Genomic DNA, 16,878 nt, shown 5'->3' on the forward strand with positions numbered 1-16,878 from the left:
TGGGCGATCCGTTGCGCGATGGGGACGGGCTCCGGCGATTCGTTGCGCGTGATGCGGGCCGAAGGCGCTGAGTGACGGTGTCACCACGCGGTCGCACGCCCGCGCCGTCCAGTCGTGCACGGCGGACGGCGGCCACAGGGTGGTGCACCGGGAGCCCTCCCTGAAGGCATCAGGGGGTCTTCGGGATCAGGGCCCGCAGGTGGCGAAGGGCTCGGCCTACGTGGGCGCGCCCGACGAGAAGCGCCGCAGCAGCGGGGAGAGCACGAGCACCGACTTGGTGCGCTCCACGAACGGCTCCCCCGCGATCCGCTCCAGCACGCGCTCGAAGTGACGCATGTCGGAGGCGAAGACCTGGACGATCGCATCCGCCTCACCGGTCACGGTGGATGCCGACGCGATCTCCGGGTAGCGCTTGAGGCCACGTTCGATGGCCTCGGGCGAGGTGTTGCGGCTGCAGTAGATCTCGATGAACCCTTCCGTGGCCCAGCCGAGCGCCTTCGGGTCCACCCGTACGGTGAAGCCGGTGATGGCGCCTTCGGCCCGCAGCCGGTCCACGCGCCGCTTCACGGCGGGCGCGGACAGCCCGACCATCGAGCCGATGTCGGCGTACGAGCGGCGGGCATCCTCCGCCAGGGCGTGGACGATCCGTTCGTCGAGGTCGTTCAGCAACGTCGCACCATGCTCGATCGGTGTGGAGGGGGTCTCGGTAGCAGTATGGATCACGGCAACAGGGCTGGTTTCACACGTCGGTCCGGCAAGGCGCGCCGGACGGCCCCGCGCCGGCTTCGCCGGCCGGCGCCGCGCAGCACCGTCCCCGGTCCTGCGCAGCGCCGCCGGTCAGTGCGCGGCGTCGGCGGTCAGTGCGCGGCGTCGGCGGCCAGTCGGGAGCGGCGCAGACCGTACACGAAGTAGAACACGAGGCCCGCCGCCATCCAGCCACCGAAGACCACCCATGTGGCGGCCGGCAGGCTCCACATCATGTAGGCGCAGAAAAGGAAGCCCAGGACCGGGGTGGCCGGGAACAGCATCACCCGGAAGGTGCGGTGCATCTCGGGCCGCTTGTAGCGCAGGATGACGACGGCCACATTGACCAGGGCGAACGCGAAGAGCGTGCCGATGCTGGTGGCGTTGGCCAGCTCGCCGAGCGGGATGAAGGCCGCGAGGAGGCCGCAGAACAGCGAAACGATCACGGTGTTGGCGCGCGGCGCTCCGGTGCGCGGGTTCACCCGGGCGAACACCTTGGGCACCAGGCCGTCGCGGGACATCGCGAACAGGATGCGGGTCTGGCCGTAGAGCACGGCGAAGACGACGCTGGCGATGGCGACGACCGCGCCGGCCGCGAGCACCACGCCCCAGAAGCTCTGGCCCGTCACGTCCTTCATGATCTGGGCGAGCGCCGCCTCGGTGCCCTCGAAGTTCTCCCACGGCATGGCGCCCACGGCGACCAGGGCGACCAGGCAGTAGAGCACGGTCACGACGAGCAGCGACAGCATGATCGCGCGCGGCAGGTCCCGCTTGGGGTTCTTGGCCTCCTCACCGGCGGTGGAGGCGGCGTCGAAGCCGATGTACGAGAAGAAGAGGGTGGCCGCGGCGGCGCTGATGCCGGTGACGCCGAGCGGGGCGAGGGGGGCGTAATTGCCGGCCTTGATGCCCATGAAGCCGATGCCGATGAAGAGCAGCAGCGTCACGATCTTCACCGCGACCATGACGGTGTTGACGCGGGCGCTCTCCTTGGCGCCGCCCATCAGGAAGACCATCGCGAGCAGGACGACGACGAGGGCGGGCAGATTGATGAGGCCGCCTTCGCCGAGCGGTGCGGAGACCGCTTCGGGGATGGTCACGCCGATGGTGCCGGCGAGCAGCTCGTCGAGGTACTCGCCCCAGCCGACGGCGACGGCCGCGACCGACACGCCGTACTCCAGCACCAGGCACCAGCCGCAGATCCAGGCGACGAGCTCGCCCATGGTCGCGTACGAGTAGGAGTACGAGGAGCCGGAGACCGGGATCGATCCGGCCAGTTCGGCGTACGACAGCGCGGAGAACAGCGCGGTCAGACCGGCGATGACGAACGAGATCGCCACGGCCGGGCCGGCCAGGGGCGTGGCCTCGCCGAGGACGACGAAGATGCCGGTGCCGAGCGTGGCGCCGATGCTGATCATGGTCAGCTGCCCCATGGTCAGCGAGCGGCGGAGCGCACCGCCGTCGCCCTGCCCGCCTTCGGCGACCAGTTGTTCCACGGGCTTGCGCCGCATCAGCCGGGTGCCGAGGCCTGGGCTGCTGTGGGTCGCGGTGTCGGTCGAGGGTGGGGCTGCGCCCTGGTCCAGCACGTCGGGGCTCCTTCATGGCTGCGGGTCGGCGAGGGTGACCTGCGGCGGCCCGCGGGCATGACGGATGAGCCCGCGCATGAGGGAAGGGACCGCCGAGCAGACGGTCACCGCCACACTCCTGGTTCGGGGCCCGAGCCTATGAGCCCACTGCTCATGCCCGTAATGCATCGTTGTTGCGCATCTGCGGACGATCATTGCGCGCTGACGGACGGCGTGGGGAAACATTGCGCCGGGGTGAAATGAAGCGTCATATCCGGCGGAGCGCGGCGGCGATCTCGCGCAGCAGCCCCGGATCATCCGGACCGGTCCGGACGGCGGGCGCGGACGCGCTGATCAGGCCGGCCTCGGCCAGGTCGGCAAGCAGCACGCGCACCACGGTGAGAGGCAGGTCCGCATCGGCGGCGATCTCGGCGACCGGGCGCGGTGCACGGCGCACCAGCTCCAGCAGCGAGCTGCGGGCATGGTCGAGGCGTGGCTCGCTGTCGCCGGCCGCCTCGGCCGTGATCCGGGACATCAGATCGAAGGTGTGAGCGGTGGCGGGGCGGGTCCGGCCCCGGGTGACGGTGTAGGGCCGCACCATCGGGCCGGTCTCGTCCTCGTACCAGGTGTCACTCACGGCCGCGTGTCTGGACGTCCGGGTCGTGGGTCTCACCGGTCGAGCGCGCGGGCACCGCCATGTGCCGGCCCACCTTCGTGACCAGCAGGGACATCTCGTGAGCGAGCTGCCCTACGTCGGTCCCGAAGTCGGACAGCACCGCGAGCCGGCTGCCGTCGCCGGCCGGGGTGATGAAGAGATACGCGTCGTCGAGCATCACCATGGTCTGACGTACGTTTCCCGCGCCGAACCGGGAGCCGGCCTCGCTCGCGAGGCTGTGGAAGCCCGCACAGACCGCGGAGAGGTGGTCGATGTCCTTCCGGGGCATCCCGCGGGAGGCGCTGATGGCCAGCCCGTCGGCGGTGAGCAGCACGGCCTGGCGGACGTTGTCGGTCTTGGCCAGCAGCTCGTCCAGCAACCATCCGAGATCCGGCTGGCTGTAGGTGGACTCGCGCATGGGTTCCTCAGACATCGTCGTCCGTCCCTTCATCGGTGGTGCGAGGACGCGGCGCCCTGCTCGCCGACCCCGGTCCTGCGGGTTCGCCTCTGCGGCCGCGGTCCAGTCCGCGCTGGAAGGAACCGAAGATCGCACGCATCTCGTCGGCGGAGACGTCCCGGGCGGGTGCCTGGTCCGCCTCGGCGGGCGCGCCCCGCAACGGCTCGGCGAGGGAAGCCTGCCGCACCCGTGTGGGCAGCGGGTGCGGCAGTGCGCCGCCGTGCCCGTCGCCCCGGCCGGGGCCGCTCTCGCGTCCGTAGGGCGACGACCGGTCGGTCCGGCTCTCACCCGACTGTGCGAGAAGGTCGCGGGCCTGCTGCGACAGATGGCCGTCCTGGCCCTCACCCGACTGCGCGACAAACTCGCGGGCCCGCCGTGACGCTCGCCCGTCCTGCCCATCCCCCGGCTCGGGGGCCCGCTGCGGCAGGGCGACGCCCTGCCCGTCGGCCTCACGGCCGCGTCGGGACAGCGCGGAGTCCGGCTGCCCGTCGCCGCGGTCCCGCGCCCGCAGCGCCCCGGCCTGACCGTCGGAGGCGGCCTCGCGGCTGCGCCGCGGCAACTGGCCGACCTCCGCCTCGTCACCGGCCGTACCCCTCTCACGGCTGCGCTGCGGCAGCGGCCCCGGCTCGCCGTTGCCACCGTCCCGGCCACGATCGCGTGTGGGCTCGTGCCGTGGCAGGCCCGCCTGTTCCCCCGCACCCTCCGGACCGGCTGTGCGCCTGCGCCGCGGCAGGCCGACGGCATGACCATCGCCCGCTTCCGTGGCGGCGTCCCCTTCGCGCTGGTGCGGCACCTGCGCGCCGCCTGCGCGGGGCCCACCCGTCCGAGGCGGCTGCGCCTGGGCAGCGCGGGCGTGCGTCTCAAGGCGGCGGGCGGGGGTGGACCCGCCCACGGGTGTGGCACCGTCGACCGGGGCGAGGATCGCGCCGGGCAGCAGGACCACCGCCGTCGTGCCACCGTACGGGGACCTGGTGAGGGTCACCCGGACACCGTGGCGCTCGGCGAGGCGGCCGACGACGTACAGGCCCAGTCGCTCGTCCTGCGCCGGGTCGAATTCACCCGGCCTGGCCAGTGTGCCGTGCGCCTCGTCCAGTTCGGACTCGTCCATGCCGAGCCCACGGTCGTCGATCTCCAGCACGAAGCCGTTGCGGACCTCGCTCGTCCGCATGGTCACCTGGGTGTGCGGCGGGGAGAACGCGGCGGCGTTCTCGACGAGTTCGGCGACGAGGTGCACCACGTCCGCCACCGCCTGCGCGCTCACACCCACCGCGGGCATCGGCGGTACGACGACCCGGGTGTAGTCCTCGATCTCCCCGACCGCCGCGGAGACGACGTCGACGACGGGCACCGGTTTGCGCCAACGGCGTCCGGGCGTGGCGCCGGAGAGAATGATCAGCCCCTCCGCGTGGCGCCGCATACGGGTCGTCAGATGGTCGATACGGAACAGGTCTTCCAGCGTGTCCGGGTCACTGGTACGCCGCTCCAGCGTGTCGACGAGCTTCGACTGGCGGTGTACCAGGGCCTGGTTGCGACGGGCGATGTTGAGCAGGACGGCGAAGACGCCGCGGCGCAGCGTAGCCTGCTTGACGGCCGCCTCGACGGCCGCGAGGCGGGCGGTGTTGAGGGCCTGCCCGACCTGGCCGATCTCGTCGAGCCCCTTGCTCTCGTCGCCGAAGTCGAGCGGTGGTGCGGCGGCCGCGGGGTCGATCTGCTCGCCCGCCGCGAGGCGTTCCATGACGTCGGGCAGCTGACGGCTGGCGAGTACGCCTGCGGCGTCGCGCAGCTCTTCCAGCCGCCGGGAGATCCGCCGGCCGCTCGCCATCGAGAACCAGATGGACAGCGCGACCGCGACCAGTCCGAGCCCGCCGACGACCGCGGCCTTGACCATCTCGCGGTAGGCGAACGCCCGGCCGCGATCGGCGGTGTTGAGCGCCGACTCGGTGCACAGCAGCATGTACCGCTTGACCGCCCGGTCCGTCGTCGTACGCCAGGAGTCGGCGGCCATGGCCTCGCCCGCGCGGGACGCACCGGCCCGCAGCAGGGCGTCCTCGCCTGCGGTCAGGGCCCGGTACTCGTCGCCGCGCTCGAACTCGGCGAACAGCCGCCGGGAGTCGGCGGCCAGATCGGGGACGTAGGTGCGGTGGAAGACCCGCCGGTCCTCGATCGTGGCGGCGAGCGTGTCGTACTGCCGGTCGGTGAGCTTGCCGGTGGCACGCGCCCCGGCGACGAAGGCGTCCTCCCGCGAGACGAACTCGCGCACGCGCACCAGCTCGACGACCACCTGCGCCTCGCGTGCCATCTGCCCGGCCTGCAGCGCGGTGAGGCTGGACTGCACATCGAAGCCGGGCTCGACGATCCCGGTGTACGCGCCGATCGATCCGTCCCAGGTGATCGTCCTGGCCAGCACCCGTTGCCGCAGCCCCTCCAGGGAGTCGGCCGCCGTGACCATCGCGTCGATGGACTGCCGCTGCCGTTCGCTGAGGTCCTCGCGCCGCTCGCGGTTGCCGATCGCGTCACGCATGTCGGCGACGGTCCGGTCGGTGGCGCGCTGCTGCTGCATCAGGGCGGCGAGGGCGGCCTCACTGTCGTTCTGTCCGGTGCCGAGATACTCCACGGAGAGCCGGCGTTCGATCTGGATCTGCCCCACGGCGGTGTCGATGGGGGTGCCGAAGCTCTCGTACACGCCCTGGACCCGGATCAGTGCCCGCAGATCGCCGGTCACCGAGACCACGGCGAAGCTCCACAGCAGCATGAGAGCGACGATCGGTATGACGGTGAGTGTCACGATCCGTCCGCGGATCGTGGGGCGGCGGAGTCGCCGGCGCATGGTCTCCCCCGAGCACTTCGAGCGCTGAACGTCGAGCAGTTGACCCACCGTGGTTACCCCCCGGTAAGGGCAGTCAAGCTACGGGATGGGCATGATCAGCGCAATGTTTCCTCTGGTAATACAGCATGAACGGCTCGGCCCGCAGATAGATGGGCGACAAGAGGGTAGGCGAGCCCTGATGAACACGAAGCCGCATGTGGTGATCGAGGAATCACCGCATCTTGAGACGAGCGCGGGCATGGACAGCGCGGGGGCCCGTACGGCCACCGCGGAGTTCGTGCTGCAGCACTGCCCGTGGGCCGACCTGGACGCGGTGCTGCTGGTGGTCTCCGAGCTGGTCACCAACGCAGTGCGGCACACGGCCGGCTGGTGGCGGCTGCATCTGACGGCGGGAGCGGACACCCTGGTCGTCGAGATGGACGACTCCAGTCCGCAGCCGCCCGTCGCCCGTGAGCCCGACCTCAGCGGCCGCGGCGGCGGTTTCGGCTGGCACATGGTGCGGCGCCTCGCGGGCCGGGTGGAGGTCCGGCCCCTGCCGTACGGCAAGAGGGTGCGTGCAACCTGGGTGCGCGAGGCCCCGGGCACCGCGTCCGGCTGCTGACCAGGCACACGCGGCGTCCTCGGCGAAGGCGTCCCCCCACCGGACGTACCCACAGAAACGACGTACCCACAGAAACGGCGTCCTGGTCGACCGGACCAGGACGCCGCTTCTGCCGTGGGGGGAATCGGTTCATGACGGGCGGCACGCATCGCCGCCCGTGACAGGCATGTCAGGTGTCACTCCACCAGGAGCAGCCCCGCCCGAAGCCGCGCGGTGATGCGCGACAGCAGCCGGGAGACATGCATCTGGGAGACACCCAGCTCCGCGCCGATCTCGGACTGGGTCATCTCGTCGCCGAAGCGCATCTGCAGGATCTGTCGGTCTCTGTCGTTCAGTTCCTCGATGAGGGGCTTGAGCGCCTGGACGTTCTCCGCGATCTCCAGGTCGGCGTCGGGGGCCCCCAGCCGGTCCGACAGCGGGGCCGCGGTGTGGTCGGAGGCGTCGTCCATCGGCATGTCGATGGAGCCGGCCGTATAGCCGTTGCTGGCCACGACGCCCTCGATGACCTCCTCCACGTCGAGCCCGAGATGCTCGGCGAGTTCGGCGGTGGACGGGGCGCGGTCGAGCCGCTGGGAGAGTTCGTCGACGGCTTTCGCGAGATCGATCCGCAGCTCCTGCAGCCGGCGCGGCACATGAACGGCCCAGCTGGTGTCGCGGAAGAAACGCTTGATCTCACCGACGATGTAGGGGACGGCGAAGGTCGCGAACTCCACCTCGCGGCTGAGATCGAAGCGGTCGATCGCCTTGATCAGACCGATCGTTCCGACCTGGACGATGTCCTCCATCTGCTCGGCACGGTTGCGGAACCGCCCGGCCGCGTACTTCACCAGTGCCAGATTGAGTTCGATGAGGGTGTTGCGCACGTACTGGTACTCGTGGGTTCCCTCCTCGAGCGAGTCGAGCCGCTGGAAGAAGACCTTCGAGATCTCGCGTGCGTCCTTGGGCGCAACCTCCCCCGGGTTCTTCACGTCCGGGAGGTTCAGCTCTGCCGTCACCGGGCGCTGTATTCCAGGCACCGTGAGTTCGGTCGGGACCGTGCTCGCCGTGGACACTTCGTCCTCCCCTGCTCCGTAGTTCAGTTCGAGGGCGCGTATACCCCCGATCTCACCCGGCATGCCTACCGAGTTGAGCCGACCGCAAAAGCCACGTCCGGCCCCGCGCGAAGCGCGGGGCCGGACGTGGCGATACCCAGCGGTTGTTGGAAGGGCAGGACGGCTGCTGTCAGCTCCAGCTGGCGTGCAGCGGCTTGCCCTCCGCGTAACCGGCGGCGCTCTGGATGCCGACGACGGCGTTCTCGGCGAACTCCTCCAGCGAGCCCGCTCCCGCGTACGTGCAGGACGAGCGGACACCCGCGATGATCGAGTCGATCAGGTCCTCGACGCCGGGGCGGTCCGGGTCCAGGAACATGCGCGAGTGGGAGATGCCCTCCTCGAACAGGGCCTTGCGGGCCCGGTCGTAGGCGGACTCCTCGCTGGTGCGGTTGCGCACGGCGCGCGCGGAGGCCATGCCGAACGACTCCTTGTACAGCCGTCCGTCGGCGGTCTGCTGGAGGTCGCCCGGGGATTCGTACGTCCCGGCGAACCAGGAGCCGATCATCACGTTGGACGCACCGGCGGCGAGCGCCATGGCGACATCGCGCGGGTGGCGCACCCCGCCGTCCGCCCAGACGTGCTTGCCGAACTTCTTCGCCTCGGCGGCGCATTCGAGGACCGCGGAGAACTGGGGCCGGCCCACGCCGGTCATCATCCGGGTGGTGCACATGGCGCCGGGACCCACACCGACCTTGATGATGTCCGCGCCGGCCTCGACGAGGTCGCGAACACCCGCGGCGGCGACGATGTTCCCCGCGACGATCGGCACGTGCGGGTCCAGTCCGCGCACCGCCTTGATCGCGCTGATCATCGACTCCTGGTGGCCGTGCGCGGTGTCGACGACGAGCGTGTCGACACCCGCGTCGAGCAACTGCTTGGCCTTGCCCGCCACATCGCCGTTGATACCGACGGCGGCGGCGATACGCAGCCTGCCCGCGGCGTCGACGGCCGGGGTGTAGAGCGTGGCACGCAGAGCGCCGCGGCGGGTCAGCACACCGGCGAGCCGGCCGTCGGCGTCAACGGCGGGCGCATAGCGGCGGTTGGCGGTGTCGAGCCTGTTGAACGCCTCGCGCGGGTCGATCTCCGCATCGATCAGCAGCAGGTCCTTGGACATGACCTCGGACAGCTGCGTGAAGCGGTCGACGCCGGCCAGGTCGTGGTCGGTGACGATACCGATGGGCCTCTGGTCGGCGTCGACGACCACACCCGCGCCGTGTGCCCGCTTCGGCAGCAGGGACAGCGCGTCGGCGACGGTCTGGCCGGGCGCGAGGACGATCGGGGTGTCGAGCACCAGATGGCGGGTCTTGACCCAGGAGATGACGTCGGTGACGACGTCGATCGGGATGTCCTGGGGAATGACGACGAGGCCGCCGCGCCGGGCGACCGTCTCGGCCATGCGACGGCCGGCGATGGCGGTCATGTTGGCGGCGACCAGCGGGATGGTCGTGCCGGTGCCATCGGGGGAGGAAAGGTCCACGGCCTGGCGGGAACCGACGGCCGAACGGCTCGGCACCATGAACACGTCGTCGTACGTGAGGTCGTACGGCGGCTTGAGGTCATTGAGGAAACGCACGTGCTGAACATCCAGTCGTTCGAGTCGGCCCCGGGGCATTTCAGCCGGGGGAAAACGCACGTACTTGATTGTCCCATGGCAGGGGGATCGTCCGGCCCGGGAGAATCCTCCAGCTCATGACCGTGCCCGCAAGCGGATCCTCCAAAGAAGGCGGCCCTGCGGTCGGCGGCCCATGATCAGTCGTCGGGGTCGGCCCTCTCCAGCGCCGGCCGCGGCCCGGGCGCCGCGCTGAGCAACTGGTCCGCGGCCGCGGTGTCCGTCACCAGGCTGGTGACGAGCCCGGAGCGCAATACGGCTGCGATCGCCTCGGCCTTGCGCTGCCCGCCGGCGATCGCGACGACCTCCGGGATACGGCGCAGCCGGTCGGCCTCGACGGTGATGCACCGCTCCCCCAGGTCGCGGCCGACCCGCCTGCCCTGGGTGTCGAAGAGATGTGCGGACATCTCGGCGGCGACGCCCAGCGAGGCGTAGTGGGCGCGCTCCTCGTCGGTGAGCATGTCGTGCACGGTGGAGATGCCCGGCTCCCACGAGCCGATGGAGACCGCGGCGACGGTGACCTTGTCGAAGTACTCGAAGGCACGGGCGATCCCGGTCTGGTTGCGCAGCGCCGCCGCGGTGGCCGGGTCGGGCAGCAGCATGGGGGCGTAGATCGGGTGCGCCTCGCCGCCGGAGACCTGTGCGGCACGCCGCACCGCCTCGACCGAGCCGCGCTCCGCGGTACCCGCGTCGTACACACCCGTGAGCTGGACGACCGTGCAGGGCGGCAGCCGGTCCAGCGCGGCCGCCATGTGGATCGTGGAGCGGCCCCATGCCAGTCCCAGCACATCGCCCTCGGCCACCAGCTCACCGAGCAGGTCCGCGGCGACCTCACCGAGGTTCTCCGGATCGGGGGACTCGTCCACACCCTCCGGCGGGGTCTCGACGACAACCGCGTGCCGCAGCCCGTAACGGGCGCGCAGGGCGTCGGAGCGCTCCGCGTCCAGCTCGGCGGGGACCCGGATCTCGATCCGTACCAGATCGCGCTCCAGCGCCGTCTCCAGGACCCGGGCGACCTTGAAGCGGCTGACGCCGAACTCCTCAGCGATCTGGATCTTGGACTTGCCCTCGAGGTAGAAACGGCGCGCCATGGCCGCCGCCTGCACCAGCTCGGCGGGTCCCATCCGCAGGGCTGGCCGTCCCGCCGACATTGCAGACACCGCGCTCTCCTCACTTCCGTACACACTCCGGATCCGCCATCCTGTCAGATCCGGTTGTTCTTGATCAGCCCCGATGGGCCAACTTCGGTTGAACAGCGCACCCGCGAGCGCTGCTCAGTGGCTGCACGCCCAGGCTGCCGAAGCGGTCGCCTGTGCCGCCTGGTCACGCAGGGCCCGGACCGCGGCGGCCGGGTCGTCGGTGTTGTAGACCGCCGAACCCGCGACGAAGACATCGGCGCCCGCTTCCGCACACCGCTCGATGGTCGACGCCGACACTCCCCCGTCGACCTGGAGCCACAGCTCGAGGCCGTGCTTGGAGATCAGCTCCCGGGTGCGGCGGATCTTGGGGAGCATGATGTCCAGGAACGCCTGGCCGCCGAAACCCGGCTCCACGGTCATGATCAGCAGCATGTCGAGCTCGGGGAGCAGGTCCTCGTACGGCTCGATGGGCGTGGCGGGCTTGAGTGCCATGGAGGCACGGGCGCCCTTCGCCCGGATCTCGCGCGCCAGCCGTACGGGCGCCGCGGCGGCCTCGGCGTGGAAGGTGACCGAGCCGGCCCCGGCCTCGACGAACTGGGGTGCCCAGCGATCGGGGTTCTCGATCATCAGATGGCAGTCCAACGGGGTGCCCGTCGCCTTGGCGAGCGACTCCACGACCGGTACGCCCAGGGTGAGGTTGGGCACGAAGTGGTTGTCCATCACGTCGACATGGAGCCAGTCGGCGCCCTCCACGGCCCTGGCCTCCTCCGCCAGGCGGGAGAAGTCGGCGGAGAGGATACTGGGATTGATCTGAACGGCCATGGGCCAAGCCTGCCACGTTCCGCGGCTCTTCCCCTCCCCGGGAGGAGCATCGGTACGGACCAGAGGCTCGCGGAGCAGGCACAGTCCGCGCATTCCCGGCGATTCGGTCCACTTCGGGGGCCGAGGGAGCGCCAAGCCGGACGCATCACCCGCCCTTCCCCGGCCCCGCGTGGCGGCGTGGCGCATCCGGTCCGCGGCCGGCACGGCCAGTGGATCGTCCAATCGTCCAAGGGGCTGTGCCCTGTCGCCGCGATCGGCGTCGCGGTCGCCCTGCCGGCCAGGCTCACCCTGTTCCCCGCGCTGCTGGTGATCTTCGGCCGCTGGATCTTCCGGCCCCGTACCGCGGCTCGCCCGGCGGCTTCTGGGCCCGTACGGGACGGTGGATCGCGCCCCGCCCGCGCAAGGTAGTGGGCCGCGACCGCGCTCGTCATCGCCGTGTTCGCGCTGGGCCCGACCCAGTTGCGGGCCGAGAGGATCAGCATGGCCGACGCCTTCACCGGCAAATCCGACTCGATCACGGGTCAGGAGGTGCAGGCCGCGTACTTCCCGGCGGACAGCGGCGACCCTCTGGTGATCACCGGTGACGCGCCCTGGGCCCGCACGGTGGCAGAGCGCGTCGCGCGCATGCCCGGCGTGGCGCCCACCTCGCTCGGCCTGCCGCCCGGCACCGAGCCCGTGCACGAGGGGCGGGTGCTGTTCGAGGCAACGCTCGCGGACCCCGCCGACATGCCGCCGCCAAGGACACGGTGGAGCGCGTGCGTGAAGTGGTGCACGGGTCGCGGACGCCGACGTCCGGGTGGGCGGCGGCACCGCCGCCCTGCTCGACATGGACAGGGCGCGACGCAGGACCGATGCGTTTCGGCCTCATGCCGGCGTGATGGCCAAGACGTCACCGGCGTCACTGTTCAGCGCCACCGGGCACCCGCCATCATGGCGCATACATGCCAATAACACAGCTCGCCGGACGGCTTGCCGCTGCGAGGGAAACGGGTGGTCGTGAAGAGGTCTTTCGTGAGGTCGGCACTGGCCGCCGCGATGCTGGGCGTCCTGGGTGCTTCTCTCGCGGCCCCGGCGACGGCCGAGGCGGGTGCCGCAGCCCCCGCGCGTGCCGGGCATGCCGACGGACTCGCCACCGTCCGGTCGGCGGAGGCATGGACCCCTCCTCTGAGCACCCGGGGCCGGTACGTCGTCGATGCCGACGGCAACCGGTTCAAGCTGAAGTCGGGCAACTGGCACGGGGCCAGCGGTACATGGACCGGTTCGGGCAGCCCCGACGACCCGGCGAACAACCACGCGGGCGAGAAGTCGGACCGTATGCCGCTGGGCCTGGACCGCGCGCCGATGTCCGAAATTGTCGGCGGATTCCGTGAACTCGGTCTCAACAGCGTCCGCCTCCCCTTCTCCAACGAGATGGTCCACGACACCCGCCCGGTCGCTGACGTCTCGGTGGCAGCCAACCCGGCGCTGAAGGGGAAGACCCCTCTCCAGGTCTACGACGCCGCCGTCAAGGCCCTGACGGACGCGGGCCTCGCGGTGATCCTCAACAACCACACCAACACGACGCGCTGGTGCTGCAGCGTCGACGGCAACGAGCGGTGGAACGCAGGCCGGAGCACCGAGGCGTGGGAGAGTGACTGGCTGTTCATGGCCCGCCGCTACCGGGACAATCCGCGGGTCGTCGGCGCCGATCTCTACAACGAGGTACGCCGCTCCGTCCTCGACGACCCCAACTGGGGCCTCGGCGACCGGCACGACTGGTTCGCCGCGTCACAGCACCTGGGAGACCGGATCCTTCAGGAGGCCGATCCGGACCTGCTGGTGATCGTCGAAGGGATCAACTGGACCGGGATTCCCGTGGACGGGCTCCCGCACGAACGTCCCACCCTCGAGCCCGTTCAGCGGCTCTCCCACACCCTCGTGCGATCCGGAAAGCTCGTGTACTCGGCCCACTTCTACGACTACACGGGGCCGAACCACAGCGGCGCCACCGGCATGGGAGAGACCTCCGACCCCCGCTACCGCGACTTCAGCCGCTCCGAGCTGTACGACGTGCTGCGGCAGCAGGCCTTCTACGTCGCCTCGCAGGCGGACCGGCACTTCACCGCACCGGTGTGGATCAGCGAGTTCGGCGTCGGCGGCCGGGACGAGACCGGGGCGAAGCAGCGGGCATGGTTCCGCCACTTCGTCGACTTCCTCATCGAGACGGACGCCGACTTCGCGTACTGGCCGCTCGTCGGCTGGCACGAGGACCGGAAGGGCAACGGCTGGGCGCTGCTGCACTGGGACTCCGCGGGGCGGCGGGCGGGCGTCTTCGACGGGGACGACTGGCGCGCCGAGTCCTGGGCGCGGCTGGTCGAAGCACGCGGCCGGACGGGCGAGGTCGCCCCGGCCGACCGCTGGTCGATGCTGAGCCCGGACCACGGGGACTTCGTCCAGTCACTGCGGATGCGCAAGGTGCAGGACTGGGACCACGGGGCGCGGAAGGCGGCGTGCCCGGACGACCAGCGGCTGGCCGGAGTCAGCCACTCCGGCAGCCGGGGACTGTGCACCGACGCCGGAGCCCGCGGTCTTCGCGCACCCGGCGGCGCCCATGAGGTGGTCCGCGACGAACGGCACGTCGAGCCCGGTCGCGACTGGGCCTCCGGGTACACCAAGCTCCAGTGCCCGTCGCGGCACTTCCTGATCGGCTACAGCGTGCGCGGGGCCGCCGTGTCCGCCGCCCTGTGCGCCGAGGCGGGCGGACCGCTGGGGTCGGCGGGACGGACCGTGTGGTTCGACCGGTACGACGGCCGCGCGCCGGCTGCCCGCGGAGGCGACTTCGCGTACGGCCACCTCAAGGGGCAGTGCGCGGACGACGAGTACGCCGCCGGTATCGCGTACACCGGCCGCCTGGGCTCGTCGCGGACCCCGGACGCGCTCCTTTGCCGGAAGCTGCGCTGACGCCGACGCCCGTCCCGCCGGCCCTGGACCGGATCACCCCGGTCCAGGGAGAACGTCCCTGCCCCACTGACCGATTGGATATCGGCAGCGAGCCACCCGGCCTTCGGCGGATCACGGCGGCGGCGTGTTCCACGGACCGAGGACGTCCAGGCCGGCCGGCACGGGCCGACCTGGACGTCGTGATCAGACGAGGTCGAACCGGTCGAGGTTCATCACCTTGTCCCACGCCGCGACGAAGTCGTTCACGAACTTCTCCTTCGCGTCATCGCTCGCGTAGACCTCCGCGAGCGCGCGCAGCTCGGAGTTCGACCCGAAGACGAGGTCGACACGGCTGCCGGCCCACTTGACCTCGCCCGTGGCCGCGTCGCGACCCTCGAACGTGTTCGCGTCCTCGGACGTCGCCTTCCACGTCGTGCCCAGGTCGAGCAGGTTGACGAAGAAGTCGTTGGTCAGAGACCCGGGGGTCGTGGTGAAGGCGCCGAGTGGCGACTGCTGGTAGTTCGCGCCCAGGACGCGGAGGCCACCGACGAGGACCGTCGTCTCGGGAGCGCTCAGGGTCAGCAGGTTCGCCCGGTCTGTCAGCAGGAACTCCGCCGGCAGCCGGTTTCCCTTCCCGAGGTAGTTGCGGAACCCGTCGGCGGTCGGCTCGAGCGCGGCGAACGACTCCACGTCGGTCTGCTCCTGCGACGCGTCCGCGCGACCCGGCGTGAAGGGGACCTCGACATCGAAGCCGGCGTCCTTGGCGGCCTGCTCGACGGCCGCACCACCGGCGAGCACGATCAGATCGGCGAGCGAGACCTGCTTGCCACCGGTCCGGGCGGCGTTGAAGTCCTGCCGGATCCCCTCCAGGGTGCGCAGCACCGTCGCCAGCTGGTCGGGGTCGTTGACCTCCCAGCCGCTCTGCGGCTGGAGGCGGATGCGGGCGCCGTTGGCGCCGCCGCGCTTGTCGCTGCCGCGGAAGGACGAGGCCGAGGCCCACGCGGCGGACACGAGCTGGGACACCGACAGGTCCGAGGCGAGGACCTGCCCCTTGAGGGAGGCGATGTCGGCGGCGTCGACGAGCTCGTGCGTCACCGCGGGGAGCGGGTCCTGCCACAGCAGCGTCTCGCTCGGGACCTCCGGGCCGAGGTAGCGCTCGATCGGGCCCATGTCGCGGTGGGTCAGTTTGAACCAGGCGCGGGCGAAGGCGTCCGCGAACTCGGCCGGGTTCTCCAGGAAGCGCCGGGAGATCTGCTCGTAGGCCGGGTCGATCCGGAGCGAGAGGTCGGTCGTCAGCATCGTCGGGGCGTGGCTCTTGGACGCGTCGTGCGCGTCGGGCACGGTGCCCGCCCCGGCACCGTCCTTCGGCCTCCACTGGTGCGCGCCGGCGGGGCTCTTGAACAGCTCCCACTCGTAGCCGAACAGGATCTCGAAGAAGCTGTTGTCCCACGTGATCGGGGTGTTCGTCCAGATACCCTCGAGACCGCTGGTGATCGTGTCGCCACCCTTGCCGGTGCCGTAGGCGTTCTTCCAGCCGAGGCCCTGCTCCTCGATCGAGGCGGCCTCGGGGTCGGCACCGACGTTGTCCGCCGGGCCCGCACCGTGGGTCTTGCCGAAGGTGTGACCGCCCGCGATCAGGGCGACCGTCTCCTCGTCGTTCATCGCCATCCGGCGGAACGTCTCACGGATGTCGCGGGCCGCGGCGAGCGGGTCCGGGTTGCTGTTCGGGCCCTCCGGGTTGACGTAGATGAGGCCCATCTGGACCGCGCCGAGGGGGTTCTCCAGCTCCCGGTCGCCGCTGTAGCGCTCGTCGCCGAGCCAGGTGGTCTCGGGACCCCAGTAGACGTCCTCGTCGGGCTCCCAGACGTCCGCACGACCGCCGGCGTAGCCGAAGGTCTCGAAGCCCATGGACTCCAGGGCGACGTTGCCGGCGAGGACCATGAGGTCGGCCCACGAGATGTTCCGGCCGTACTTCTTCTTGACCGGCCACAGCAGGCGGCGGGCCTTGTCGAGGTTCCCGTTGTCCGGCCAGCTGTTGAGGGGGGCGAAGCGCTGCTGGCCGGCCCCGGCGCCGCCGCGGCCGTCGCTGATCCGGTAGGTGCCCGCGCTGTGCCACGCCATCCGGATCATGAACGGGCCGTAGTGGCCGAAGTCTGCCGGCCACCAGTCCTGCGAGGTCGTCAGCAGCTCCGCGATGTCCTGCTTCACGGCCGTGAGGTCGAGGGTGTTGAACGCCTCGGCGTAATCGAACTCCTCGCCGAGGGGGTTGGCCACGGCGGGGTTCTTGGCGAGGATCTTCAGGTTGAGCCGTTCCGGCCACCACTGGCGGTTTCCGCCGCCCTGGGTCGGGTGCGGGGCGCGCCCGTGCGCGACGGGGCAGCCACCTCCGCCCTCCGTCTTCGCGTCGGTGACGATTGCATCATGGTTCTCAGACATGGGAATCCTTCCGGAC

General features: G+C 70.9%; 12 protein-coding genes and 1 pseudogene. 3 read left to right on the top strand and 10 right to left on the bottom strand.

Features of this window, described 5'->3' with window-relative positions:
* Window positions 1-216: 216 nt before the first annotated feature.
* The 5 genes from ACFYWI_RS18210 to ACFYWI_RS18230 form a co-directional block, all read right to left on the bottom strand.
* Window positions 217-669, bottom strand: coding sequence for an Lrp/AsnC family transcriptional regulator (locus ACFYWI_RS18210; protein ID WP_389233439.1), 453 nt, complete (start codon window positions 667-669; stop codon window positions 217-219).
* 188 nt (window positions 670-857) lie between these two features.
* Window positions 858-2,327, bottom strand: coding sequence for an amino acid permease (locus ACFYWI_RS18215; RefSeq protein ID WP_389232839.1), 1,470 nt, complete (start codon window positions 2,325-2,327; stop codon window positions 858-860).
* Window positions 2,328-2,574: 247 nt separating this feature from the next.
* Window positions 2,575-2,943 carry a DUF742 domain-containing protein gene (locus ACFYWI_RS18220; RefSeq protein WP_389232842.1) on the bottom strand — a complete coding sequence of 123 codons (369 nt, stop codon included), beginning with the start codon at window positions 2,941-2,943 and terminating at the stop codon, window positions 2,575-2,577.
* Window positions 2,936-3,394, bottom strand: a complete 459-nt coding sequence (locus tag ACFYWI_RS18225; RefSeq protein ID WP_389232845.1) for a roadblock/LC7 domain-containing protein — start codon at window positions 3,392-3,394, stop codon at window positions 2,936-2,938. The genes ACFYWI_RS18220 and ACFYWI_RS18225 overlap by 8 nt, the downstream gene beginning before the upstream one ends.
* Window positions 3,387-6,203: a nitrate- and nitrite sensing domain-containing protein gene (locus ACFYWI_RS18230; protein WP_389232847.1), complete on the bottom strand. Its 2,817-nt coding sequence runs from the start codon at window positions 6,201-6,203 to the stop codon at window positions 3,387-3,389. The genes ACFYWI_RS18225 and ACFYWI_RS18230 overlap by 8 nt, the downstream gene beginning before the upstream one ends.
* A 220-nt stretch (window positions 6,204-6,423) precedes the next feature.
* Here ACFYWI_RS18230 and ACFYWI_RS18235 point away from each other — a divergent pair, with 220 nt between their 5' ends.
* Window positions 6,424-6,846: an ATP-binding protein gene (locus ACFYWI_RS18235; RefSeq protein ID WP_389232850.1), complete on the top strand. Its 423-nt coding sequence runs from the start codon at window positions 6,424-6,426 to the stop codon at window positions 6,844-6,846.
* 176 nt (window positions 6,847-7,022) lie between these two features.
* Here ACFYWI_RS18235 and ACFYWI_RS18240 read toward each other — a convergent pair whose 3' ends face one another.
* The 4 genes from ACFYWI_RS18240 to rpe all read right to left on the bottom strand — a co-directional run bounded on the left by ACFYWI_RS18240 (window position 7,023) and on the right by rpe (window position 11,507).
* The gene (locus ACFYWI_RS18240; RefSeq protein WP_389233442.1) at window positions 7,023-7,898 is read right to left on the bottom strand and encodes an RNA polymerase sigma factor SigF; all 876 of its coding nucleotides are present in this window, start codon (window positions 7,896-7,898) and stop codon (window positions 7,023-7,025) included.
* Between the two features lie 169 nt (window positions 7,899-8,067).
* Window positions 8,068-9,549: a GuaB1 family IMP dehydrogenase-related protein gene (locus ACFYWI_RS18245; RefSeq protein WP_389233445.1), complete on the bottom strand. Its 1,482-nt coding sequence runs from the start codon at window positions 9,547-9,549 to the stop codon at window positions 8,068-8,070.
* Window positions 9,550-9,686: 137 nt separating this feature from the next.
* On the bottom strand, window positions 9,687-10,697 hold the full coding sequence (locus tag ACFYWI_RS18250; RefSeq protein WP_389233448.1) for a sugar-binding transcriptional regulator: 1,011 nt from the start codon (window positions 10,695-10,697) through the stop codon (window positions 9,687-9,689).
* Window positions 10,698-10,820: 123 nt separating this feature from the next.
* The gene (gene rpe, locus ACFYWI_RS18255; RefSeq protein WP_389232853.1) at window positions 10,821-11,507 is read right to left on the bottom strand and encodes a ribulose-phosphate 3-epimerase; all 687 of its coding nucleotides are present in this window, start codon (window positions 11,505-11,507) and stop codon (window positions 10,821-10,823) included.
* Between the two features lie 216 nt (window positions 11,508-11,723).
* On the opposite strand from rpe, the pseudogene ACFYWI_RS18260 reads away from it, so the two are divergent.
* Together ACFYWI_RS18260 and ACFYWI_RS18265 are read left to right on the top strand one after the other, a co-directional pair.
* A pseudogene (locus ACFYWI_RS18260) lies at window positions 11,724-12,345 on the top strand (MMPL family transporter); the annotation flags it as partial.
* Window positions 12,346-12,542: 197 nt separating this feature from the next.
* On the top strand, window positions 12,543-14,447 hold the full coding sequence (locus tag ACFYWI_RS18265) for a glycoside hydrolase family 5 protein (protein ID WP_389233451.1): 1,905 nt from the start codon (window positions 12,543-12,545) through the stop codon (window positions 14,445-14,447).
* Window positions 14,448-14,630: 183 nt separating this feature from the next.
* Here ACFYWI_RS18265 and katG read toward each other — a convergent pair whose 3' ends face one another.
* On the bottom strand, window positions 14,631-16,862 hold the full coding sequence (gene katG / locus ACFYWI_RS18270) for a catalase/peroxidase HPI (protein ID WP_389232856.1): 2,232 nt from the start codon (window positions 16,860-16,862) through the stop codon (window positions 14,631-14,633).
* Window positions 16,863-16,878 lie beyond the last annotated feature (16 nt).

This window comes from Streptomyces sp. NPDC002889 (assembly GCF_042888425.1).
In the GTDB taxonomy this organism is placed as follows: domain Bacteria; phylum Actinomycetota; class Actinomycetes; order Streptomycetales; family Streptomycetaceae; genus Streptomyces.

Excerpts from the sequence above, each read along its gene's own strand:
- ACFYWI_RS18225 (WP_389232845.1), bottom strand. The coding sequence starts at position 3,394 with ATGTCTGAGGAACCCATGCGCGAGTCCACCTACAGCCAGCCGGATCTC.
- ACFYWI_RS18235 (WP_389232850.1), top strand. The coding sequence starts at position 6,424 with ATGAACACGAAGCCGCATGTGGTGATCGAGGAATCACCGCATCTTGAG.
- ACFYWI_RS18245 (WP_389233445.1), bottom strand. The coding sequence starts at position 9,549 with ATGCCCCGGGGCCGACTCGAACGACTGGATGTTCAGCACGTGCGTTTC.
- ACFYWI_RS18250 (WP_389233448.1), bottom strand. The coding sequence starts at position 10,697 with ATGTCGGCGGGACGGCCAGCCCTGCGGATGGGACCCGCCGAGCTGGTG.
- rpe (WP_389232853.1), bottom strand. The coding sequence starts at position 11,507 with ATGGCCGTTCAGATCAATCCCAGTATCCTCTCCGCCGACTTCTCCCGC.
- ACFYWI_RS18265 (WP_389233451.1), top strand. The coding sequence starts at position 12,543 with ATGCTGGGCGTCCTGGGTGCTTCTCTCGCGGCCCCGGCGACGGCCGAG.
- katG (WP_389232856.1), bottom strand. The coding sequence starts at position 16,862 with ATGTCTGAGAACCATGATGCAATCGTCACCGACGCGAAGACGGAGGGC.